We start from the raw sequence: 23,345 nt of genomic DNA, 5'->3' as shown, positions 1-23,345 counted from the left end.
ATTTACAATTTTCACGTTTTTATTAGAGTATAATGCATATGTTGGGTTGATTTTCAAAAACAAATGAGAGTGAGGGAATACAATGTCAATGAAAAACAAAGTTGGGTTAAGCATAGAGGATGGCATTAATTTAGCTTCAGCTCAGTTTAAAGAAGATGCGTATGAAATTTATAAAGAATCGCGAAAAAAACAACCTATATTATTTGTAAACCAAGTTGAAATCGGTAAAGAATGGCTCATTACTAGATATGAAGATGCTCTGCCACTTTTAAAAGATAATCGTTTAAAAAAAGATTGGACAAATGTGTTTTCTCAAGATATAAAGAACATGTATCTTTCCGTTGATAATAGTGACCACTTAACAACACATATGCTAAATTCAGATCCACCTAACCACAGTCGTTTACGATCTTTAGTTCAAAAAGCTTTTACACCGAAGATGATTGCACAATTAGACAAAAGAATTGAGAAAATAGCAGATGATTTGATAAGTGATATAGAGCGAAAAGGTACATTAAATCTTGTGGATGATTATTCATTTCCATTACCGATTATTGTAATAAGTGAGATGCTCGGTATTCCAAAAGAAGATCAAGCGAAATTTAGAATTTGGTCTCATGCTGTTATTGCATCACCAGAAACACCTGAAGAAATAAAAGAGACCGAAAAACAACTATCTGAGTTTATTACATATCTTCAATATTTAGTTGATATTAAACGAAAAGAGCCAAAAGAAGACTTAGTGAGTGCTTTAATACTTGCAGAGAGTGAAGGGCATAAACTTAGCGCTCGGGAACTATATTCAATGATAATGCTATTAATTGTAGCAGGACACGAGACGACAGTGAATTTAATTACAAATACGGTATTAGCACTTCTTGAAAATCCAAATCAATTACAGTTATTAAAAGATAATCCAAAACTAATTGATTCGGCTATTGAGGAAGGATTGCGTTATTATTCTCCAGTTGAGGTTACAACTGCAAGATGGGCAGCGGAACCTTTTCAAATTCACGACCGAACAATCGAAAAAGGAGATATGGTTGTCATTGCCTTAGCTTCTGCAAATCGTGATGAAACTGTATTTGAAAACCCAGAAGTATTCGATATTACTCGGGAAAATAATCGTCATATTGCCTTTGGTCATGGTAGCCATTTCTGTTTAGGCGCTCCACTTGCGAGGTTAGAAGCAAAGATTGCTATTACTACTTTGTTTAATCGAATGCCTGAACTACAAATAAAAGGGAATCGTGAAGAAATTAAATGGCAAGGTAACTATTTAATGCGTTCTTTAGAGGAATTGCCTTTAACTTTCTAGAATAGTTAAAAGGAGACATGCATACATCGAAAATGATTTACATAGAGTATGTATGTGTTATTTAAATTCGAAACGGAAGGGTGAAAACATCCCAATGATCAACTAATTCTATTTGTAAGAGATCTTCGTTAAAAAACGAAATATTCTTCTGAATAGGGTTAGTCTGTACATTTATAGAAAAGGGATGTATTTCGCTCTGCGAATATATAGTCTTTTTATATGATTTGTGCTGCCTCCTGTTCAGAACATGAAATAGGAGGCTTTTTTATGTCGACAAATGTAGTAACGAAACAAAACAATGGGGTATCACAAGTATTAAAAAATCGGTTTGTTCAAGGGATTTTAGCATCAGCATTATTTTTACAAATAGGAATATGGGTTCGAAACTTTGCGGTATTACTATATGTAATGGAAATGACAAAAGGTGATGCTTTTGCTATTTCGATGATTTCAGTTGCTGAATTCGCTCCAATTTTTATTTTTTCATTTATTGGCGGTACTTTTGCTGATAGGTGGAAGCCAAGGAAGACAATGATATGGTGTGAAACGTTAAGTTCCATTTCAGTATTCGCTGTATTAATTACGCTTATGTTTGGAACGTGGAAAATTGTGTTTTTTGTGACACTCATCTCTGCAATCCTTTCACAGTTTTCACAACCATCTGGAATGAAGTTGTTTAAACAACATTTATCAACGGAACAAATTCAATTAGCAATGTCTATATATCAAACGATATTTGCAATATTTATGGTATTAGGACCAATACTAGGGACATTTATCTTTCATAGTTTTGGAATTTATATTTCAATCATCATAACAGGTATTTCGTTTTTACTTGCGGCAGTTGTATTGTTATTCCTTCCGAAAGATCTTGAAAACGACGTAGAAAAGAAGGATATCACTCTGTTGCAGGAGATGAAGGATGGTATTAAGTATGTCAAAAAGAAAAAAGCATTAACTTTGCTAGGGCTTTGTTTTATGGCTGCAGGACTAGGTATAGGATTAATTCAGCCATTAGGTATATTTATTGTGACTGAGCAGTTAGGATTATCAAAAGAGAGTTTACAGTGGCTACTAACAGTAAATGGTGCGGGAATGATTGTTGGCGGAGCATTAGCAATGGTATTTGCGAAAAACGTTGCTCCGCAAAAGATGTTAATTATCGGTATGCTTGGTCAAGCAATTGGTATTGGCATTATAGGATATTCTACAAATTTATGGGTGACACTTACAGCGCAGCTTTTTAGTGGTTTAGCTCTTCCTTGTATCCAAATTGGTATTAATACGCTTATTATTCAAAATAGCGATACCGATTTTATAGGTCGTGTAAATGGTATTTTAAGTCCGCTTTTTACCGGTTCAATGGTAGTAACGATGAGTATAGCTGGCTCATTAAAAGAGATGTTTTCATTAAGTATGATGTATGAAGGGACGGCTTTACTTTTTATAATTGGATTATTGTTTATTTTACCTATATACAATTTAAAGCCAGTAATAGCGGTAGAAAGTGAAATAAGTGGTAAAGGAAGTGCTATACAAAATGAATCCTAATCCAAATGTTAAATACCCTATTGAAGGCAATCAAAACGTTCAATTTATAAAAAATATAATAACAAAACCTAATATACTTGTTGGTGACTATTCTTATTATGATGCGAAAGATGGAGAAACATTTGAAGATCGAGTATTACATCATTATGAATTTCTTGGAGATCGCCTTACTATTGGAAAGTTTTGTTGTATTGCATCTGGAGTTAACTTTATTATGAACGGAGCCAATCATCGGATGGATGGATTTTCGGCATATCCATTTAATATATTTGGAAATGGGTGGGAGAAGTATACACCTAGTTTGTCTGATTTACCTTATAAAGGTGATACAGTTATAGGAAATGACGTTTGGATTGGTATGGATACAACAATTATGCCCGGAATAAAAATAGGGGATGGTGCAATCATTGCAGCTAAATCTGTTGTGACTAGAGACGTCGCACCATATACAATTGTTGGTGGAAACCCTGCAAATAAAATAAAAGAGAGATTTTCAAATGAAATAATTCAAGAATTATTGCAAATTCAATGGTGGCATTTTGATATTGAAAAAATAACTGGAAATATTGATGCTATTGTACGCGGAGATATTGAACCATTAAGAAAGCTAAAAAGGGAATGAAAAATGGATGACAAATAGTATCATACCTCCGAATTTTGTTAATGATAATAGAACAAGGAGGTGTGATACTATGGCACAAGACGTTTTATGTGAAGTAAACAACTGTAAATTTTGGGCGAACGGTAATAAATGTAGTGCAGAGGCAATTTACGTAGTAAGTCATAAAGGTAAACATGCATCTACAACGGAAGAAACAGATTGCAAAACATTTGATCCAGAAGTGTAAATTCTTTAAGGGTAGCCAAATCGTGGTTGCCCTTTTATTAATGATAGTATTGATAATAAATATCATTTTCATTCATTAATTTTAGCTTTTTTTGTTATTTTTTCATATTTTCTTCATAAGTGATGTAATCCAACTCAATTCATGTTCAATTCGTGATTTACTAAATTCAATGACTTCAGTAATAAAGGCTGAGGTAACCTCTAGAGACTGAATAGCGGTAAGTTGACTATGTAGTACGTTTTGACGTACAGTCAAAATCTCTTTTCTAGCTTCATATTCAAGTTTTTCAAATAACGCGATACGAACAAGAAATTCTGCATTATTTGTCGCAAGTTTTTCGGGAAACTCTCGTAACATTTCAGAAAAAATTTCTTCTCCTGTTTCTGTTATATCGTACATATTTCGGTTTGGTTTTCCAACTTGTTTATGTATTTTTTTCGTTATAGCACCCATATTTTCAAAGCGCCGAAGGGCAGGGTAAAGCATGTTGTGATTTAATTCAAAATTCTCACCTAAACGATTTTGAACATTTTTTTTGATTTCATATCCATGTTTTGGTCCGGTCGTTAATTCTGCTAGTAGTAAAATATCAACGTACATAAAAATCCCCCTTATATATTTCTCAAGTTCTCTAATGAAAAATCCCCTTTAGTATATGTTAAAATAACATATGATAGTTTATACAACTTTGAACTGCCGACCTATCACTTTTATTGTAAAAGAAAAGGGAGGAAAGAACTATGGCTTCACCTGAAAATGTTATTTTAGTTCATGAAATTTCAAAGCTGAAAACAAAAGAAGAATTATGGAATCCATATGAATGGTATCGTTTGATGAGGGATAATCACCCAGTTCATTATGATGAAGAGCAGGATGTATGGAATGTTTTTTTATATGATGATGTAAATCGTGTTTTATCAGATTATCGCTTATTTTCAAGTAGAAGGGAGCGCAGACAATTCTCAATCCCTCCTTTAGAAACTAGAATAAATATAAACTCTACAGATCCACCAGAACATCGCAATGTACGTTCCATTGTTTCTAAGGCATTTACTCCAAGAAGTTTAGAACAGTGGAAACCTCGAATACAGGCTATCGCAGATGAACTTGTACAACATATCGAAAAATGTAGTGAAGTTAATATCGTTGAACAGTTTGCTGCACCTTTACCTGTTACCGTTATTTCTGATTTATTAGGAGTCCCAACAACAGATCGTAAAAAAATTAAAGAATGGTCTGATATTTTATTTATGCCGTATAGTAAAGAAAAGTTTAATGATCTGGATGCTGAGAAAGGGATAGCATTAAATGAATTCAAAGCATACCTTCTACCGATTGTTCAGGAAAAGAGATATCATTTAACCGATGATATCATTTCTGATTTAATTCGAGCTGAATATGAAGGCGAAAGATTAACCGATGAAGAAATTGTAACCTTTTCATTAGGTTTACTAGCAGCTGGGAATGAAACCACTACAAATTTAATTATTAATAGCTTTTATTGCTTTTTAGTAGATTCACCTGGAATTTATGAAGAGTTAAGAAAAGAACCTAACTTAATTTCAAAAGCGATTGAGGAAGTATTACGCTATCGCTTTCCTGTTACATTAGCCCGGAGGATTACAGAGGATACAAATATATTTGGTTCTTTAATGAAAAAGGATCAGATGATTGTTGCGTGGGTTAGTGCAGCGAATTTAGACGAGAAAAAATTTTCACAAGCCTCTCAATTTAATGTACATCGAACAGGAAATGAAAAGCATTTAACCTTTGGGAAAGGTCCTCACTTTTGCTTAGGAGCACCACTTGCACGTTTAGAGGCTGAGATTGCATTAACTACCTTTATAAATGCTTTTGAAAAAATAGAGCTATCTCCATCTTTCTGTTTAGAAAAATGTATATTAGAAAATGAACAAACATTAAAATACTTACCTATTCGATTGAAAGCTAAATAAAAATCTTAACAAGGTGCATACATTTGCATCTTGTTTTTTGTTTCTCAATTGTGAGTTTTCGGTAATCACCTTAATATGGAATTGTATAAAACGTAGAGGAGGATTCTTATGTTGACTTGTAATGGAAGTAAATCATTTCAAAAGTTTATTAAAGGTGTTACAGATCTTATGGAAAACGGTTTATTTGAAGAAGAAATAGTGTGTGGCATTGAAAAGTTACTAGAAGAACTTTTAGAAAAGAAAACATGGCTTCCGTTAGATAAACAGAAGGCCAATTTGACTCAATATGCACGACATTTATTGTATGAAGATCCGCTCAAACGTTTTGAAGTACTAGCTCTCGTATGGAAAGATGGACAATCTACACCTTTACATGATCATGACGGCACATGGGGAGTAGAAGGCGTTTTTTCAGGAAGGATTATGGTGCAGAACTTTATACAAACGAAACAACTTGGAAATTCACTTGTTTATTTAACACATACAGGAAATCTTTATTTGGGAGAAGGAGAAACAGATAAAGTAATTCCACCAGCGGATTGTCATATTCTTGAAATTAGCAAAAATGAAAGCGTTATTACGATTCATGTCTATGGAAAACGGTTAGAAAAGTTTAAAGTATATATCCCAACTGAAGAAAAAAATGTGTACATGTGTGAGACAAAATACATTAGTTATAATTCATAGTTTAAAATCCAAAGCTTTTTTAAAAAGAAAAGCTTTGGATTTTATTTTTAATTATTTCTTGACCTGAAACGCTTTTCATAAATTATAAATAAGAAGTACCTCACGAGGATTGTATGAAAACGATACCTAATAATTAATTAGAACTCGTGTATTTATAGAAAGTGGTGAAGAAATAATGAAATTAATCGCAATTGATTTAGATGGAACTCTTCTTTCGGGGAATAAAATGATAAGTAAAGAAAATGCAGAAGCAATTCGAACATGTCAAGAAGCTGGCCATGTTGTAGCAATTTGTACAGGACGTTCAATTGTTGACATTGAGCGATTATTGTTAGAAGTTGATTTAGAGTGTCCAATCATTGCGGAAAATGGTGCTCTTATATATAAAGATAAAAAAATGATGAAGAGATATCCAATTCAAAATATGCAGGCACTTGAAATTGTAGAATATCTTGAAGAGAATGGTTTATATTATCAGCTCTATACTGATAAAGGTGTGTATGTACCGGATTATGGAGTAGAGAGTGTACGTAATGAAATTGAGCATGTGAAGAATTCAAAAGAAAATTTCGACTTGAAAGAGTTAGAAACAATCGCAGCATTATATCTTGAGCATACAGCGTTTCATAGTGCGGAAAGTTGTAAACCAATTGTAGAAACAGATATACATGTGCATAAACTATTACCATTTTCTTATGAAATTGAGAAATTAAAAAAACTCAAAGAAACATTTCTTCATAATACAGATTTAGCAATTACATCTTCATATTGGCACAATTTAGAGATTAATCATCGAGATGCTCAAAAAGGGAATGGATTATATACTTTAGCAGAACATCTTAATATTCCGGTTGAAAACACTGTAGCGATAGGTGATGGGCTAAACGATGTTTCTATGATGGAAAAAGCGAACATATCAATTGCAATGGGGAATGCAGTAGAAGAAATAAAAGCAATGTGTAAATACGAAACGTTATCAAATGAAGAACATGGTGTGGCACATGCTTTATATAAATATGTAATGTAATTAAAAAAGAAAAAAGAATCCAAATGGATTCTTTTTTCTTTTTTATTAGGGGTAAGGTATTCTATGAGATTCATAGAAGCCTTATTACATTTTATTATATAGAATATATTGGAATAAATGTTTATATTTTTCATAAAAATTGTGAATATTTTATGAACTTTATACTTATTGCATGTTTATACCGCTATTAGTAACGTGTATGACTCTCAAGTGAAAATTCAGTGAATGTAAGGAGGAATTCAAGTTACTAGACAATAAGTGAGGAATCAACGAAATATATACTAATTAAAGGTATATTCAGTATATATATTCTTTTCTTATTTTAATTGAAAAATAAAATTTGTTCGAATAATTATTCTACAGCTATATACCTACACTAGCTTTCTTCGTATAATGGAGAAGTATGAATTTTAGATTTGTATTAATTTTACATATTGAGGTGAAAAAGGAATGAATTCGCGGCTAATGGAACTTATTGATGTGAGTACAATAGAAACCATGGCAGAACAATTTTATAAATTAACTAATATATCACATCAACTTCTTGATGCTGAAAAAGAATGTGTTTTTTCATTCGGAATGAATGAGATAAAAAAGAGTAAACTTCCAAAGATTGAAATCCCCATTTTCTTATACAATCAACATTTAGGATCTTTTGTTGTATGGTCCAAAAAAAGTGAAATTTTCAGTTGTCAAAAATACTTTGAAATGCTCTCAAGTTTAATTTTAGATGGCGCAATAAAAGTATTTCAAAGTAAAAGTACAACGTTGCTTTCTCGGAAAGAGGAGGAACTACATACGATTTTACAAAACATGCCTGTTATGGTCGATGCGCTTGATTATAATGGAGATTTTGTTTTGTGGAATCGAGAATGTGAAATTGTAACAGGTTATACCGCTGAAGAAATAATTGGAAATCCAAATGCACTGCAATTATTGTATCCTGATTATAATTATCGCCATCAAATACAAAAGAAATTTTTAACTTGTGGAAAAAATTTCAGAGATTGGGAAATGCACTTAACATGTAAAAATGGTGAAATCAAAACAATAATGTGGTCGAATATATCAGAACAGTTTCCTGTAACAGGATATAGTTATTGGGCTGTTGGTGTAGATATTACACATTTAAAAGCGATAGAAGAGCAGTTAAAACAACAAACATCTGAACTGGAATTAATTTTTAAAGCTTTACCAGATTTATGTTTCTTAACAGAAGATGATGGCACAATTATAGATTACAAGGCAGGATCTCCTACAAAGTTTTACGTACCCGCAGAAGCTTTTATGGGAAAAAAGTTTTACGAAGTATTACCATCTTCAGTAGCACAGCAGTTTCAGGAAGCCATTAATCAAGTGAAGGAAAAAGGAACGAATGTAATTGTAGAATATCCACTCACACTTAATGGAAGTATTGATTTCTTTGAGGCTAGGTGCTTACCATTATTACATGATAAAATTATGATTATTGTACGCGACATTACAGAGCGAAAAAAGACAGAAGAATTGCTAAATAAATCAGATACGCTTGCAGCAATTGGTCAATTAGCAGCTGGCGTGGCTCATGAAGTAAGAAATCCTTTAACTGTAATTAAAGGTTTTATACAGTTATTTCAAATTAATAAAGAAGATCAAGAAAAATATTTTGATCTTATGCTCTCTGAAATTGAAAGGATAGAAGCGATCCTGCAAGAATTTCTGGCAATTGCTAAAACAGATGAGATAAATACAGAAAAGAAAAATATTTATCAAATTTTTAAAAATGTCGTATCGTTAATGAATACAAAAGCAATTATGACAAATATTCAAGTTGAACTATTTACGGATGACAAAGATATAATTATTGAATGCTCAGAAAATCAATTGAAACAAGTATTTATTAATATTTTGCAAAATTCAATCGAAGCTATGCCAAATGGTGGGGAAATTTCAATTCACATAAAAGAAATAAATGATGATGGTGTCATCATTCATGTAATAGATGAAGGAATAGGAATACCTGAAGAAAGAATTAAGAGATTAGGTGAACCTTTTTATAGTACGAAAGAAAAAGGGACTGGTATTGGATTAATGTTAAGTTATAAAATTATTGAAAGTCATCAAGGGACAATTAGTATCATGAGCGAGGTTGGTGTCGGGACAACAGTAACTATTTACTTACCGAAAGTACTAAGTAAACAATCTCTTTCTAATTGTGACGACAAATGTATAGCAATACGCACTAGTAGTAATTCTTAAATCAATTAATACCCAATAACAAAGCGATTAGTGAAAACTAAGCTTTTTGTTATTGGGTATTTTTTATATTTAATTTAGTAAACTTTACCTTTTCTTTACCTTTGTTTTAATTTCTATTAAGTTTTAAACATTATATTAATATTTGTACAAAGCAATGTATAGAAATTGTACATTACTTTTAATATAGAAATGTGATTATTATTTGAAATATTGTAAGGAGGAGATTATGACAAGGTGAAAAAGCAAGAGAAGAAAAGTGGTAGAGTAGTACCTCTCCGGTTAAATATTTTATTCCTTTGTGTATTTTTATTATTCTCTGGCATTATTATTCAGTTAGGGAAAGTGCAAATTTTTGATGGAGAAACATATAAAAATGAATTAGAGAAGAGAGAAAATGCAACCGTGGGCCTTTCTGTACCACGTGGGAAAATATTTGATCGTGAAGGAAATCCAGTAGTTGATAATAAGTCTTTACGTACGATTACATATACAAAGGTGAAAGGTGTAAAACAAGAAGAAATATTAAAATCAGCAAGACAACTTGTAGATATTATTGAAATGCCACAAGAAGATATAGATAAGTTAACTGAGACTGATAAGAAAGACTTTTGGATGCAATTGAATCCAGAACTGGCTCAAGACTTAGTATCAAAAAAAGAAATAGATAAGTTCCGAGATAAGGATATTACCGGAAAAGAGCTAGACAAAAAAATAGAAGATTTAAAAAGGAAACGCGTTACAGATAAAAATCTTCAAGAACTAACGGCTAAAGATATAGAAGTGTTAGCTATTAAAAGTAAAATGACCTCAGGTTTTCAAATGGCACCTCAAATTATTAAAAAGGACGTTAGTGAACAGGAATATGCGGTGATTAGTGAAAATTTAGCGAACCTTCCAGGAGTAGACGCATCAGTTGATTGGGAGAGAATCTATGTAAATGATGGATTATTCCGTTCTGTCCTTGGTAACGTTTCAAATGCTGATGAAGGATTGCCACGTGAACGATTAGATTATTATTTAGTGCGTGATTATAGCCGAAATGATAGGGTCGGCAAAAGTTATATCGAACAGCAATACGAAGATGTACTTCATGGTACAAAAAAAGAAGTAAGAAGCATTGCTGATAAACAAGGAAATACTATTAGAACGGAAACGGTTTCGGAAGGAAAAAGCGGTAAAAATTTAACTTTAACAATAGATATGGAATTGCAAAAAAAAGTAGAGGAGAGCATAGAAAAAATATTAAAACAATATAAAGGATCAGAATCAATGTTAGACCGTGCTTTCGTAGTGATGATGAATCCTAAAAATGGCCAAGTATTATCAATGGCTGGGAAAAGGCTTGTAGAAAAAGACGGGAAAATGGAAGTAGAAGATTATGCTTTAGGCACGCTGACAAGTTCATATGAGCTTGGATCAACGGTTAAAGGTGCGACAGTGTTAACAGGGTTTGAAACAAATGCAATAACTCCTGGAACACATTTTTATGATGCACCTATGAAGTTTAAAGGAACTAAGGAAAAGAAGTCTTGGAAAAATTTTGGTGATATAGACGATCTAAGAGCGTTACAAGTTTCTTCAAACGTTTATATGTTTAATATAGCATTAAAAATTGCTGGCGTGGATTATGTAAAAAATAGTTCACTAGATATTAAACAAGAATATTTTGATAAAATGAGGTATTATTTCAGGCAATTTGGACTAGGTGTACAAACTGGTATTGATTTACCAAATGAAACTGCAGGGCAAATTGGAAAAAAAGATAATCAGCCTGGTTTCTTATTAGATTATTCTATTGGGCAATATGATACGTATACACCACTTCAGCTTGCACAATATATTTCGACTATCGCAAATGGAGGATATCGAATGAAACCACAAATTGTTCAAGAGATTAGAGAACAAACCGTTCAAAAAGATGAGGTTGGTAAAGTAGTACAATCAATAGAACCCGTTGTTTTAAATAGAATCGATATGAAACAAGAATATATTAATCAAGTAAAAGAAGGATTTAGAAAAGTATTTCAAGAAGGAGATGGAACAGGAGTAAGAGCGTTCCAAAAAGCACCATATAAACCAGCTGGTAAAACAGGGACCGCACAAACTGTATATGGTGGAGAAAATGCAATTGGGCGAAATGCGAAAGGCGATCGTAGAGAATGTTATAACTTAACATTAGCTGGATATGCGCCATATGATGATCCAGAAGTAGCATTTTCTGTTGTAGTACCGTGGGTTGAAAATGATAAATCGGGCATTAACTCCGATATTGGAAAAGAAGTTTTAGATGCTTATTTTGATTTGAAAAATAAGCGGTTAACTGGTGAAGCGCCAAAAACAGATGCCTCTAAAGAGAATTAAAATGTACGAAACGTCTCTAGCATTCCTGTAAACTAGAGGCGTTTTTATCTGGGGATAGATTAGAAATGAGGTATATATGAAGCTGTTTATTCTAAAATATTGGAGGAACATATGTAGCTACATATTAATTATAATAGGGGTTATTTTTATTAATAAGTCCTTTTTATTTTGTATGGTAGAAGGAATTTCGATGCAACCTACTTTGAATGAAAAAGATTATATACTTGTTAATAAGGTAAATGTCTGTTTATCGTCTTTTCATCATGGAGATGTTGTCATTATAAAAAAAGAAGACGAGCCTACTTACTATGTGAAACGAATTATTGGATTATCGGGGGATAAAATACAACTAAAAAAGGATAAGGTATTTATTAACGGTAAAAAGCGTGATGAGTCGTATATACATTTAGATATGTCACAAGTATCCAATCGTTTTTCAAATTTTAGAGAAATAAAAGTTCCTACGCATAAATTATTTGTGTTAGGTGATAATCGTAATCATAGTAAAGATAGTAGGAATACACTTGGACTTATTGATGAGTCAAATATAATAGGTAAAGTAGAAATGGTATTTTATCCATTTGATCATATAAAATGGATAAAATAATTCTATTAACTATTCACGTTTTATAAAATCAATCATATATTAATAGCATAGGACAAGCAGAAAAGCTTGTTCTAACCTCACAGAACACTCCTTATCACGGTTAGGCATCTACATAGGTAGATGCTTTTTTTATGTTGATGACTGAAAATTATTTATCAATATAATGTAGCAAGCATATTAGGACTATTAGGGGAAGATTACTTGTACAAATAACAGTATGCTTAATTAAAACAATGAAATGTAAGGAGTGAGGAATAAGTGCTAAATATTTTAGTGGTTAATTTTCCAGCAGAGGGACATGTAAACCCTACATTAAATTTAGTAAAAGCTTTTACTAAACGAGGGGATAACGTACATTATATTACAACGGCAAACTTTAAGGATAGAATTGAAGATTTAGGAGCTACTGTACATATTCATCCGGATCTATTAAAAGAGATTTCTATTGATGCTGAAACCTCATCTGGGTTAAATGCTTTCTTTCATGTGCATGTTCAAACTTCTTTATATATATTAGAAATTACGAAACAATTATGTGAAAGTATAAATTTTGATTTCGTAATTTATGATATATTTGGCGCAGGAGAGTTAGTAAAGGAGTATTTACAAGTTCCAGGTGTAGTGTCCTCACCTATATTTTTAATTCCGCCAGAATTTTTGAAGACATTACCTTTTCATCCAAATGCAGATATGCCATTCCAACCAGAGGAAATCTCTGAAAAATTACTAAATCAGATGGAACATAAATTTGGAGTAAAACCAAAGAATAATCTTCAATTTATGAATAATAAGGGTGATGTTTGTCTCGTATACACAAGTCGCTATTTCCAACCTAATAACGAATCGTTCGGAGAAAATAACATTTTTATTGGACCGAGTATTTCAAAGCGTAAAACAAATATAAAGTTTCCACTGGAATCACTTAAAGAAAAGAAAGTTATTTATATTTCAATGGGAACACTGCTTGAAGGACTCGAACCATTCTTTAATACTTGTATTGATACTTTTTCAGATTTTGATGGGATAGTTGTAATGGCAATTGGTGATAGAAATGATATTTCTAAAATTAAGAAAGCACCAGATAATTTTATAATTGCTCCATACGTACCTCAATCAGAAATATTAAATGAAGCAGATGTTTTTATTACACATGGCGGTATGAATAGCGTACACGATGCCATTCATTATAATGTCCCATTTGTAATAATACCGCATGATAAAGACCAGCCAATGATAGCGCAAAGATTAACTGAGCTTGAAGCGGCACATAGACTATTGAAAGAACATGTTAATGTGCACACTTTAAAAGAGGCCGTAACAGATGTTCTTTCAAATGAAAAGTATAAACATGGTATAAGAAAACTTAATGATAGCTTTTTAGAATGTGGTGGTTCAAAAGAAGCAATTGCAGTTATTGAATCTCTTTTAAATAAAGTAAAACTTTAATCGGTAGGGATTTTACTACCCATAAATAGCGGGATAAATAGTCGTAACTGTATACAAGCATAGAGGTTCTCACCTTTATGCTTGTATATTCTTATCCAGCAAATTGCACAGCAGTATTTGCGTGTAAAAAAGCAGTATCAAAAACGGGAACAGTAAGATCATTTTGGGAGATAAGTAAAGGTATTTCAGTACAGCCTAATAATATACCTTCAGCGCCGTTTTGAATTAATGATTTTGTAATTTGTAATAACTTTTCTTTAGATGTTTCTGAAATGATCCCTCTACTTAATTCATCTAATATGACATGGTGGATAAAGGTTCTTTCCTCTTCATTTGGGATAATTGTCTCAATGTTATATTTCGCTAATCGTGATTTATAGAAATCTTGCTCCATCGTTTGTTTTGTTCCTAATAGTCCGATACGTTTTATACTCTGTTCTACCATTTCTTTAGCACTTACATCACCAATGTGAAGAAGCGGGATAGATATTGCTTGTTCTACTTCCTCGGCAAATAGATGTACGGTATTTGAACACATTAATAAACATTCAGCCCCAGATTTTTCAACTTTCTTTGCAACTGTAACTAGTTCATTTTTCACTTCTTCATATTGATGGTTTTGTAATAAAGTAGTTACTTCACCAAAGTCCATACTATATAAAACTAACTTTGCATTTTGATCGTATTGAGAGAGTGTAAGTGTATTAATATGTTTATAGTATAATGATGTAGATTCCCAACTTAATCCTCCAATCAAACCAATAACTTTCATAATGCATTCCTCCCGAAACGATTTTGAATTTATTATTTCATAATTCCGATAAGAATACAATGATTTAAATGATCTATTTAACAAAAAATAAAAATAGTAAGAAAAGTGTTGAAATTTACATTCTTTAGTGCCATAATACGAATTACAAATTAATACTTATCCAGAGAGGTGGAGGGAACGGCCCTAAGAAACCTCAGCAACCCCTATGCAATTTTATAGGAAGGTGCTAATTCCGCAGAGGACACGATGTGTTTTTTGAAAGATAAGAGGATTCTTGAATGTGAAAGAAAATGACCTCTTATGTAAGAGGTCATTTTTTTGTTGTATAGAAAGGGAGTGTCGATGCATAATTCATTTTTAAATTAAATATAGAGTAATAAAAGTTGACTAATATGAGAGGGGAATTGTCATGAACAAATTATCAACAAAGTTAGTAGTAGCAATCGGTATTGGAGCAGCATTATACGGGATATTAGGACTTTGGGGATTTTCTATTGCACCGAATACATTTATTAAACCAGCATTAGCTATATTAACTGTTTTTGGAGCATTATTTGGTCCAGTGGCAGGACTGTTAATCGGACTTATCGGTCATACCGTAACAGATACGATTGCTGGCTGGGGTATTTGGTGGGGCTGGGTTATTAGTTCAGGTATTATTGGTTTTTCAATGGGGCTTATTCAAAAAAGAGTTGGTTTTAGTGTGAAAAACGGGTCATTTAACAAGGGGGATATTTCTTATTTAGCAATTACTGGGCTAGTTGGTATTGTCATTGCTATTATATTTGCTGGGGCATTCGATATTATTGTGATGGGAGAACCATTTGACAAAATTGTTATACAAGTATTAGGAGCAACAATTTCCGATGTCATCGTTTTCTTAGTACTTGGATTGCCACTTACAATTGGTTTGGCGAAATCCAATAAGAAACATACACATTTAAAAATTGAAAAGTAGGGATGTTAACATGCAACCAATTATTTCGTTTGAACAATTCACCTTTCAATATGGGCATGCTGTGCAGCCTACTTTAAGTGATATTACCTTTCATATATACCCTGGGGAAAAAGTGCTAATTGCTGGACGAAGTGGCTCAGGAAAGTCGACATTAGCTCATTGTATAAATGGGCTAATCCCATTTTCTTACGAAGGGAATAGTACAGGTAACGTTTTAATTGCCGGTAAAGATCCGAGGGAAGGAAGTATTTTTGAACAAAGTAAACAGGTAGGAACAATTTTGCAAGATCAAGATGCTCAATTTATTGGTCTGACAGTAGAGGAAGATGTAGCTTTTTATTTAGAAAATGAATGTGTAAAGCAAGATGACATGAAAAAGATTGTTTCGGACTCATTAAGAAAGGTGAAGATGCATACGTTTCATAAACAAAGTCCACATGAATTATCAGGAGGTCAAAAGCAAACAGTTTCTCTAGCGGGTTTATTAACAACAAATGCGGATATATTATTGTTCGATGAACCGTTAGCTAATTTAGATCCACTAAGCGCCTTACATACGATAAAACTTATGAAAGATATACATGAACAATATAATAAAACGATTGTTATTATCGAACATAGAATAGAAGAAATTTTAAACCTGGATTTAGACAAAGTTATATTAATTGATGAAGGTAAAGTCATTGCGATAGGAACACCAAAAGAAATCTTAGCGTCAAATATATTACCACGTATCGGCTTAAGAGAGCCTATTTACATCGAAGCATTAAAGAGATTACATTTTGATAGTAATAATGACGTAATATATCCAATGGAAAACCTTCAAAAAGAAAAGGTAAGCAACGTTATAAAAGAGTGGATGGAGAAACAAGTCATATTAAAAGGGAATACTAAAAACAAGGAATTACTTAAAGTGGAGAATTTATCATTTTCATACTCTAATAAACAAAAAGTATTAGAAAATGTAAACCTTTCAATATATGAAGGAGAAATTGTGGCACTGTTAGGACATAATGGAGCAGGGAAATCAACATTAGCTCATAGTCTTATAGGCATAAACAAAATGAAAAATGGGAAAATCTTGTTAAAAGGTGAAGATATTAGTTCTTGGTCTATTCGTAAACGTGGGGAAATCATATCTTACGTGATGCAAAATCCAAATCATATGATTACACAGCCTACTGTTTTTGAAGAAGTTTCATTTACATTAACATTACATAATTTTTCTAAGGAAGAAATTAAGAATAGAGTAGAAGGAACTTTAAAAATTTGTGGTTTATATCCATTTCGTAATTGGCCAATTCAAGCACTAAGCTATGGGCAAAAAAAGAGATTAACAATCGCATCTGTATTAACAACAAATCCTAAACTTATCATATTAGATGAACCGACAGCGGGACAAGATTATTATCACTATAAACAATTTATGTCTTTTATTAAAAACCTAGCTAAAAAGGGAATTTCATTTGTTTTTATCACTCACGATATGAATCTCGCGCTAGAATATACAGACCGTGCAGTAGTTCTACATGAAGGGAAAATTATTGCGGATAATACAGTGTTTGATGTATTAGGCGATCAAGAAACGTTACAAAGAGCCAACTTAAGAGAGAGTTCTTTAAACAAGCTTGTTAAATTTAGTGGGATTGCATGTCCAGAAAAATTTATGGAGCTTTATTTAGACAGTAATAGGAGGGAGGAAGGTGCATAGTACATATTTTCATCGTATGGATGGGATAGTGAAATTGTTTTTATTTATTTTTTGTATGACGCTTACTTTTTTGTTTTTTGATTTTCGGGTGTTGCTAATATTATTTATTATTGGGTGTATCGGGCTCAGCATTGCTAAAATTCCATTTCGTAAAATTTTAATTGTTTTTAGTGTCATATTTACATTTAGTTTATTAAACTCTGTCATGATTTTATTGATTACACCAACTCATGGATCTGAATTAACTGAATCATATACCGCGTTTTTACATGTTGGATATGCAACGATTACATATGAAACATTATTTTATGCAGCTACACTTTCATTAAAGTATTTTACGTTATTACCATTTACACTTCTTTTTATTTACACGACAGATCCAAGCGAATTTGTAAGTAGCTTAAGTAAACTTGGTATTCATTATAAGATTACTTATGCAATAAATATTGCACTACGTTATATTCCTGACATCCAGTCTGAGTATAAAATTATTAAACACGCGCAAGAAGCGAGAGGAGTGGCTTTTGAAAAAGGAGAAGCAAGTTTATGGGTTCGTATGAAGAACCGTGTTTTAATTTTCTGGCCACTAATCATTCATTCTCTAGAAAGAATAGATACGGTTTCAAATGCAATGGATTTAAGAGGATTTGGAAAGAAGGATAAACGTACCTGGTTTTATACAAGTAAGGCGAAACGTGAAGATTTCATCGCTTTATTTGCCGGTATTTTCATATTTATTGTTGCGGTATATTTAAAATTAAACGTATTTCAAAACTTTTGGTATCCATTTTAAAGCACTCTTTAAACGAGTGCTTTTACTTATTTTTATGTAGACATGCTCAAAAAAGGGATATATACATAATGTATAATACGAACCAGTTAAAATGATCAACTACCTATTAGTTTTCAAACCAAAAGGAGGAGAAAATATGAGTTACGGTGGTTCTTGTGGTTTTGGTGGAGGTTTTGCTTTACTAGTTGTGTTATTCATTCTATTAATAATTGTAGGATGCAGCTGCTGGGGCGGAGGATACTAATTTTTAATTAGTCTTCACAAATGTAAACTAAAAAAACATTGAAGATACTTATGTATCGAAACAAATAAAAAAGGAGCGACTATGCTCCTTTTTTATTTGTTTTAATGCGTATTCTTATTATATTTCGGGAACGTAATCGTTAAAGTCGTTCCTTTACTAACGATACTTCGAATTTTTAAACTTCCATGCATCGTCTCAATAATCTTAACAGCAACCATCGTACCTAAACCGGTTCCTTTTGTTTTTGTACTAAAATACGGTTCACCGAATCGATGTATTTGCTCCTGTGACATTCCAACTCCGCTATCTTCAATTCGTATTTCAACTTTACTATTATTGATAGATGAGGAAATATTTAAGGTACCACCATTAGGCATTGCTTCAATACTGTTCTTTATTAAGTTTAAAAAACATTGTTGAAAGTGCTGTTTATTACCAACAATGGTTGCCTCAGAAAAATCCTGTGTAATATGTATCGTATTCATATTACACAATGGCAATATCATATTAATAACCCGATTTAACTCTTGTTTTATTGAAATTTGATCTAATTTTTCTGGAGCAGGTTTGGCAAACGTTAAATAATCATCGATAATTTCTTGGGCACGATTTAACTCTTCAAGTATATGTTTAATATATTCGTCTCTTGACTCAGGAGTTAAATTTGGTGTTTTTAAAAGCTGTGTAAATCCTTTTACAACCGTTAAGGGATTCCTTACTTCGTGCGATATACTTGCAGCGAGTTGGCTAACAATCTCCATTTTTTCCATTTTAATTAATTTTGAGCGCATTAATACAGCATCTTTTATAACTTCATTTATATAAACAATAAATAACATCAAAGTAGTCGGTAATACCATGAAATAAATAATATACAAATTATTCACTTCAAAATCTGATAAAGTTAATACAATTAAAGTTGTAAATATGGCTAGGAAAAAGGTTAAAAACATGGAAAAAGCTACTTTAAGTTTTCTATTATATGTATTAAATTTTGAAGATGCGAGTGCTGTAACGATGAACATTATTCCGTAAACAACAACGGTCAGCATGTTAAAGCCATAAAATAAAAATCTTGTAATTAATAAAATTGTAAACAATATGATACCGACAGGGAATCCACCATAAAGCGTACCTATTATGACCGGAATTTGTCTTAAATCATGAATACAACTTTCATCCATATAGATAGGGTATCGCATACATAAAATAAGCGGGATACTAGAACAAAGGGTAATCAGTAGTATTTTATATTTCTTTAAATAGCGCCCGCTATCATATATGAAATAAAAAACAAATATACTACATAAAATGTATAGAAGATTATTTAATACGTTTTGATTAATATAAACAAAGTCCATAATATTTGCCTCGTTATTCTGAATTTACTTAACATATGTATTATACATAATAACATATGTTAAGGTGAATAAACCTTGTTAATACAAGATTTGTTTGGCTTTTTGTTATAAAATGCAAACATTTTTCAAACGTTAGCTATCCAAAGATACTTTTACTAAAATTTTTTACTCCTTCTTCCTGCATGTTCGGTAAAACATGAGAATAAATCCTAAGAGTTAATGAAATGTCTGTATGACCTAATCTCTCACTGATAATTTTAGGATTAACTCCTTGTTTCAATAGTATAGTTGCGTGTGGATGTCTTAAATTACGAATTTTAATTTTTTTCACTGCTGCATTTTTTATTTCCTTATAAAACTTTTCCCTGAAAGCATTTCTGCATAACCCCCCACCTGATTTATTACAATTAATTAAATCTAAATCTTGATAAGCAGAACTGATTGGTAATAAGAAACGTTTGCATGAGATTCTAAATAAATATAAAAATACTAAAGGAAAGTAAGGTATGAAAAAACAGGTGTTTCAAGAAAAGTGGACGAGCTAGGTCGTGTAGTAATTCCAGTAAGAGTTTATTTGGGAGGTGGCTTTTAAAACTGATGTTGTTGAGTACATGTGGTAGTAAAAGGTAGATGGACATATGAAAAAAGTAGAAATTGATGTTAGTAGCAACAAACTTTTAATAGTGCAGGACGGGAATGTGACAGTAGTCAATCCACCAATGAGCGGATTTGGTGAGCAAGTCGCGGTTTAGATAAACGGTAAGGTTGATCGTGTAGATACTAAGTTTACTGAAAAGATAAAATGATTATTTTTAGAAAGATACCCAGACGGATTTAGTCGAGAAGCTAGTCAAAATCGCGTAGATGTGAAGTGAAAATCGTAAAAAAAAAGAGTCATGAGTGGAAAGGCTCATAGCTCTTTGAATAAGGGTAATGGTTTTATAGGTAAATATTATTATTAAATTCTAAAAAATTCAATGTTAGTAAATTAATTGGTATGTGATTTGAGTTTTATAGAAAGAGATCAGCTAACAACAGCTAGCTGATCTGCAGGTTCTGTAAGACAAAACAGAAAAGAATATTAACAGAATATAGAGGTTTATTCTGGTTGTTTGAACGTAGTTAAAGAAAGAATATCACATACTATCAATTTTAATAAAAACTATCTGTGGCTTTCACTTCTTTATTTTATTCACAAATAGTTCCAGTAGCTATTCCGGTTGGAGCGACACCTACTGGGACATTAGTGATAACAGTATTCGTAGCAATATCAATAACGGAAACAGTATTACTAGCTTGATTTGTAACATATGCTCGAGTGCCATCAGGTATGATGGTTACTTGATCAGGGGATAAACCAACAGAAATTGTATCAATCACAGTATTTGTCGCCACATTTATTACCGATACATTATTGCTAACTTTATTTACAACGTAAATAAGGTTTCCACCCGGTGTAATATCTATGCCAACAGGTTCGGTACCTACGTTAATTGTATTAATAACTGCATTGGTAGCGGTGTTAATAACAGAAACCGTATTGCTGTTTTGATTCGTGACATACGCACGAGTACCATCTAGTGTAAACACGATTATTCTAGGACGAATGCCAACAGGGATGGTAGCAATAACTGTGTTGGTAGCAGTATTAATGACAGAAATTGTGTTGCTTAATTCGTTTGCAACATATGCAAGGGCACCATTTGGGGAAACAGTAATTCCTTGTGGAGCGATGCCAACAGGAATGGTATTAATAACTGTGTTTGTTGCCGCATTAATGACAGAAACAGTATTATTGCCATGATTTCCAACATAAACAGTTGTGTTATTTGGAGAAACAGCTACACCTATTGGGTTAGTTCCAACAGGAATGGTAGCGATAACGGCATTAGTAGCAGTATCAATAACGGAAACGGTATTAGAAAAAATATTAGTAACATAGGCACGAGCTCCATTTGGTGAAACGGTTACTTCAAGTGGTGCATTACCTACAGTAATTGTATCAACTACTATATTTGTTCCGGTGTTAATTACAGATACTGTATCATTTGTAGGGTCATCTATGAGTCCTGCATTTGTAGCATATACTAGGAAATTACATGCAGGTCCGGTAGGTCCAGTCGGTCCCGGTGGACAATCACAATCTCCAGTAGGTCCTGGTGGTCCTTCAGGTCCTTGAATCCCTTGCACACCTTGAGGTCCAGTAGGTCCCGGTGGTCCTTCCGGCCCTTGAATACCTGACACACCTTGAGGTCCAGTGGTTCCCGGTGGTCCTTCCGGCCCTTGAATACCTGGCACACCCTGAGGTCCAGTGGATCCTTCCGGCCCTTCAGGTCCTTGAATTCCTTGTACACCTTGAGGTCCAGTGGGTCCCGGTGGTCCGGGAATTCCCATTCCGGTCCCTGAACCAGTAGGTCCCGGTGGTCCCGGAGGCCCTTGAATCCCTTGTACGCCTTGAAGTCCTTGAGGTCCCGGTGGTCCTTCCGGCCCCTGAATCCCTGGCACGCCTTGAGGTCCTTCCGGTCCTTCCGGCCCTTCCGGTCCCTGAATCCCTTGCACACCTTGAGGTCCTTCCGGTCCTTCTGGTCCTTCCGGCCCCTGAATTCCTTGCACACCTTGAGAACCCTGAGCGCCTCTAGGTCCAGGAAATCCTCTAGGTCCAGTGGCTCCAGTCGGCCCCGGTATTCCGATGTTACTTAATAGCGAACTATTTAAGATTCCTTGTAAAATTAAGTTGAATGTTTGCTGTAATAAGGGGTCCGATATATTTGAACAACTTATAAGTGAAGACAAGCTTTGGAATAGAAATTGGAATAATGCTGAGATTTGAGTGAGGGATGCAGTAGGTAAGGAATTAATTAATTGATTTATAGTTCTTATAACTAAATTTCTATTTGGTGTATTTGGTTGTACTGTTATTAATAAATCATTTAATGCCTGTAATGCTGATTGGAGTATTTGTATAGTTGTTGGATTTGGTGTTGTGAAAAAAGAAAGGATGGCTTGATTTAATTGATTTATTATTTGTAATAATTCTTGTTGTTGAGAATTCGAGAAAAAAACAGGTGTACAGCAATTACTTTGATCACAAGGGGATATAGAAATAAAGCAGGGTTGCTGAAATTTATCACACGGATTTTTGGAATTTGATTTTCGATTATATCTCATAAATACCTCCTTTTAAAAATTGAATATTAAGTAATTTTTGGTAAATTATTAGCAACTGACTTTGTAGGTATATGTTTAATGTGAAATGTTTTTTCCTTCAAAGTATATGCCAATAAAATAGAGGTGTTCATATGGGATATATAACCAATACTTGGTTGTTAGGAGGATGTTGTAATCATAGGAAAGAAAATGAAGGTTACAAAGTTTATAGGCAAGCGATTGTATTTTAAAAAAGCGTTATTGTAATAAAATTTGAAGTTTATTAAAAAGAAGGAATGAAGGAAGATGTAAAAGATTTTG

General features: G+C 32.8%; 20 protein-coding genes, 1 pseudogene and 1 riboswitch. Of the genes and pseudogenes, 16 read left to right on the top strand and 5 right to left on the bottom strand.

Going from position 1 to position 23,345, the window contains the following annotated elements:
* Positions 1-82 precede the first annotated feature (82 nt).
* From B9A45_RS16510 to B9A45_RS16490, 4 genes are all read left to right on the top strand, one after another.
* On the top strand, positions 83-1,318 hold the full coding sequence (locus B9A45_RS16510) for a cytochrome P450 family protein (protein WP_000062125.1): 1,236 nt from the start codon (positions 83-85) through the stop codon (positions 1,316-1,318).
* Between the two features lie 267 nt (positions 1,319-1,585).
* Positions 1,586-2,869, top strand: coding sequence for an MFS transporter (locus B9A45_RS16500; RefSeq protein ID WP_016110061.1), 1,284 nt, complete (start codon positions 1,586-1,588; stop codon positions 2,867-2,869).
* A complete protein-coding gene (locus tag B9A45_RS16495) occupies positions 2,859-3,491 on the top strand; it encodes a Vat family streptogramin A O-acetyltransferase (protein WP_001069249.1) in 633 nt (210 codons plus the stop codon). The genes B9A45_RS16500 and B9A45_RS16495 overlap by 11 nt, the downstream gene beginning before the upstream one ends.
* 70 nt (positions 3,492-3,561) lie before the next feature.
* The gene (locus B9A45_RS16490; protein ID WP_000046095.1) at positions 3,562-3,717 is read left to right on the top strand and encodes a DUF1540 domain-containing protein; all 156 of its coding nucleotides are present in this window, start codon (positions 3,562-3,564) and stop codon (positions 3,715-3,717) included.
* Between the two features lie 102 nt (positions 3,718-3,819).
* Here B9A45_RS16490 and B9A45_RS16485 read toward each other — a convergent pair whose 3' ends face one another.
* Positions 3,820-4,317 (bottom strand): PadR family transcriptional regulator, encoded by a 498-nt coding sequence (locus B9A45_RS16485; protein WP_000289122.1) that lies wholly within the window; start codon positions 4,315-4,317, stop codon positions 3,820-3,822.
* 140 nt (positions 4,318-4,457) lie between these two features.
* On the opposite strand from B9A45_RS16485, the gene B9A45_RS16480 reads away from it, so the two are divergent.
* The 7 genes from B9A45_RS16480 (at position 4,458) to B9A45_RS16450 (ending at position 14,038) form a co-directional block, all read left to right on the top strand.
* Entirely contained in the window at positions 4,458-5,672 is a 1,215-nt protein-coding gene (locus B9A45_RS16480; protein WP_000168014.1) for a cytochrome P450, read from the top strand.
* Between the two features lie 108 nt (positions 5,673-5,780).
* Positions 5,781-6,359, top strand: a complete 579-nt coding sequence (locus B9A45_RS16475) for a cysteine dioxygenase family protein (RefSeq protein ID WP_000954437.1) — start codon at positions 5,781-5,783, stop codon at positions 6,357-6,359.
* A 175-nt stretch (positions 6,360-6,534) separates the two neighbouring features.
* Positions 6,535-7,386: a Cof-type HAD-IIB family hydrolase gene (locus B9A45_RS16470; protein ID WP_000766385.1), complete on the top strand. Its 852-nt coding sequence runs from the start codon at positions 6,535-6,537 to the stop codon at positions 7,384-7,386.
* 450 nt (positions 7,387-7,836) lie between these two features.
* Positions 7,837-9,624: a PAS domain-containing sensor histidine kinase gene (locus B9A45_RS16465; RefSeq protein ID WP_016110062.1), complete on the top strand. Its 1,788-nt coding sequence runs from the start codon at positions 7,837-7,839 to the stop codon at positions 9,622-9,624.
* A 234-nt stretch (positions 9,625-9,858) separates the two neighbouring features.
* A complete protein-coding gene (locus B9A45_RS16460) occupies positions 9,859-11,985 on the top strand; it encodes a peptidoglycan D,D-transpeptidase FtsI family protein (protein WP_084064263.1) in 2,127 nt (708 codons plus the stop codon).
* 76 nt (positions 11,986-12,061) lie between these two features.
* Positions 12,062-12,592: a signal peptidase I gene (gene lepB / locus B9A45_RS16455; protein WP_084064262.1), complete on the top strand. Its 531-nt coding sequence runs from the start codon at positions 12,062-12,064 to the stop codon at positions 12,590-12,592.
* 258 nt (positions 12,593-12,850) lie between these two features.
* Positions 12,851-14,038: a macrolide family glycosyltransferase gene (locus B9A45_RS16450; RefSeq protein ID WP_000932165.1), complete on the top strand. Its 1,188-nt coding sequence runs from the start codon at positions 12,851-12,853 to the stop codon at positions 14,036-14,038.
* 91 nt (positions 14,039-14,129) lie between these two features.
* On the opposite strand, the gene B9A45_RS16445 is transcribed toward B9A45_RS16450, so the two are convergent.
* Positions 14,130-14,810 carry an aspartate/glutamate racemase family protein gene (locus B9A45_RS16445; RefSeq protein WP_000864399.1) on the bottom strand — a complete coding sequence of 227 codons (681 nt, stop codon included), beginning with the start codon at positions 14,808-14,810 and terminating at the stop codon, positions 14,130-14,132.
* Between the two features lie 153 nt (positions 14,811-14,963).
* A riboswitch (SAM riboswitch) is annotated at positions 14,964-15,079 on the top strand.
* Positions 15,080-15,219: 140 nt separating this feature from the next.
* Here B9A45_RS16445 and B9A45_RS16440 point away from each other — a divergent pair.
* The 4 genes from B9A45_RS16440 to B9A45_RS16425 all read left to right on the top strand — a co-directional run bounded on the left by B9A45_RS16440 (position 15,220) and on the right by B9A45_RS16425 (position 18,516).
* The gene (locus B9A45_RS16440; protein ID WP_001038210.1) at positions 15,220-15,768 is read left to right on the top strand and encodes an ECF-type riboflavin transporter substrate-binding protein; all 549 of its coding nucleotides are present in this window, start codon (positions 15,220-15,222) and stop codon (positions 15,766-15,768) included.
* A gap of 10 nt (positions 15,769-15,778) precedes the next feature.
* Positions 15,779-17,479, top strand: a complete 1,701-nt coding sequence (locus B9A45_RS16435; RefSeq protein WP_084064261.1) for an ABC transporter ATP-binding protein — start codon at positions 15,779-15,781, stop codon at positions 17,477-17,479.
* Positions 17,472-18,272 (top strand): energy-coupling factor transporter transmembrane component T family protein, encoded by an 801-nt coding sequence (locus B9A45_RS16430; protein ID WP_000556363.1) that lies wholly within the window; start codon positions 17,472-17,474, stop codon positions 18,270-18,272. Before B9A45_RS16435 ends, B9A45_RS16430 begins: the two co-directional genes overlap by 8 nt.
* A 136-nt stretch (positions 18,273-18,408) precedes the next feature.
* On the top strand, positions 18,409-18,516 hold the full coding sequence (locus B9A45_RS16425; RefSeq protein ID WP_000120182.1) for a YjcZ family sporulation protein: 108 nt from the start codon (positions 18,409-18,411) through the stop codon (positions 18,514-18,516).
* A 101-nt stretch (positions 18,517-18,617) separates the two neighbouring features.
* Here the strand turns inward: B9A45_RS16425 and B9A45_RS16420 are convergent, their stop codons facing one another.
* On the bottom strand, positions 18,618-19,877 hold the full coding sequence (locus tag B9A45_RS16420; RefSeq protein WP_000348327.1) for a sensor histidine kinase: 1,260 nt from the start codon (positions 19,875-19,877) through the stop codon (positions 18,618-18,620).
* 136 nt (positions 19,878-20,013) lie between these two features.
* Positions 20,014-20,313: pseudogene (locus tag B9A45_RS16415) on the bottom strand (tyrosine-type recombinase/integrase); the annotation flags it as partial.
* A gap of 202 nt (positions 20,314-20,515) precedes the next feature.
* Between B9A45_RS16415 and B9A45_RS16410 the strand changes: the two are divergent.
* Positions 20,516-20,629: a DUF3954 domain-containing protein gene (locus B9A45_RS16410; protein WP_000754943.1), complete on the top strand. Its 114-nt coding sequence runs from the start codon at positions 20,516-20,518 to the stop codon at positions 20,627-20,629.
* A 436-nt stretch (positions 20,630-21,065) separates the two neighbouring features.
* On the opposite strand, the gene B9A45_RS16400 is transcribed toward B9A45_RS16410, so the two are convergent.
* The gene (locus tag B9A45_RS16400; protein WP_084064260.1) at positions 21,066-23,045 is read right to left on the bottom strand and encodes a YVTN family beta-propeller repeat protein; all 1,980 of its coding nucleotides are present in this window, start codon (positions 23,043-23,045) and stop codon (positions 21,066-21,068) included.
* Between the last annotated feature and the right edge of the window lie 300 nt (positions 23,046-23,345).

Source organism: Bacillus sp. JKS001846, from assembly GCF_900176455.1.
GTDB lineage: Bacteria > Bacillota > Bacilli > Bacillales > Bacillaceae_G > Bacillus_A > Bacillus_A cereus.
Note: the sequence above shows the minus strand (reverse complement) of the source record. Positions and strands in the feature narration are given on the sequence as shown.

Bases quoted from the DNA above. Each gene is read 5' to 3' on its own strand.
- B9A45_RS16510 (WP_000062125.1), top strand. From the start codon at position 83: ATGTCAATGAAAAACAAAGTTGGGTTAAGCATAGAGGATGGCATTAAT.
- B9A45_RS16500 (WP_016110061.1), top strand. From the start codon at position 1,586: ATGTCGACAAATGTAGTAACGAAACAAAACAATGGGGTATCACAAGTA.
- B9A45_RS16495 (WP_001069249.1), top strand. From the start codon at position 2,859: ATGAATCCTAATCCAAATGTTAAATACCCTATTGAAGGCAATCAAAAC.
- B9A45_RS16490 (WP_000046095.1), top strand. From the start codon at position 3,562: ATGGCACAAGACGTTTTATGTGAAGTAAACAACTGTAAATTTTGGGCG.
- B9A45_RS16485 (WP_000289122.1), bottom strand. From the start codon at position 4,317: ATGTACGTTGATATTTTACTACTAGCAGAATTAACGACCGGACCAAAA.
- B9A45_RS16480 (WP_000168014.1), top strand. From the start codon at position 4,458: ATGGCTTCACCTGAAAATGTTATTTTAGTTCATGAAATTTCAAAGCTG.
- B9A45_RS16475 (WP_000954437.1), top strand. From the start codon at position 5,781: ATGTTGACTTGTAATGGAAGTAAATCATTTCAAAAGTTTATTAAAGGT.
- B9A45_RS16470 (WP_000766385.1), top strand. From the start codon at position 6,535: ATGAAATTAATCGCAATTGATTTAGATGGAACTCTTCTTTCGGGGAAT.
- B9A45_RS16465 (WP_016110062.1), top strand. From the start codon at position 7,837: ATGAATTCGCGGCTAATGGAACTTATTGATGTGAGTACAATAGAAACC.
- lepB (WP_084064262.1), top strand. From the start codon at position 12,062: ATGAAGCTGTTTATTCTAAAATATTGGAGGAACATATGTAGCTACATA.
- B9A45_RS16445 (WP_000864399.1), bottom strand. From the start codon at position 14,810: ATGAAAGTTATTGGTTTGATTGGAGGATTAAGTTGGGAATCTACATCA.
- B9A45_RS16440 (WP_001038210.1), top strand. From the start codon at position 15,220: ATGAACAAATTATCAACAAAGTTAGTAGTAGCAATCGGTATTGGAGCA.
- B9A45_RS16435 (WP_084064261.1), top strand. From the start codon at position 15,779: ATGCAACCAATTATTTCGTTTGAACAATTCACCTTTCAATATGGGCAT.
- B9A45_RS16425 (WP_000120182.1), top strand. From the start codon at position 18,409: ATGAGTTACGGTGGTTCTTGTGGTTTTGGTGGAGGTTTTGCTTTACTA.
- B9A45_RS16420 (WP_000348327.1), bottom strand. From the start codon at position 19,877: ATGGACTTTGTTTATATTAATCAAAACGTATTAAATAATCTTCTATAC.
- B9A45_RS16410 (WP_000754943.1), top strand. From the start codon at position 20,516: ATGAAAAAAGTAGAAATTGATGTTAGTAGCAACAAACTTTTAATAGTG.
- B9A45_RS16400 (WP_084064260.1), bottom strand. From the start codon at position 23,045: ATGAGATATAATCGAAAATCAAATTCCAAAAATCCGTGTGATAAATTT.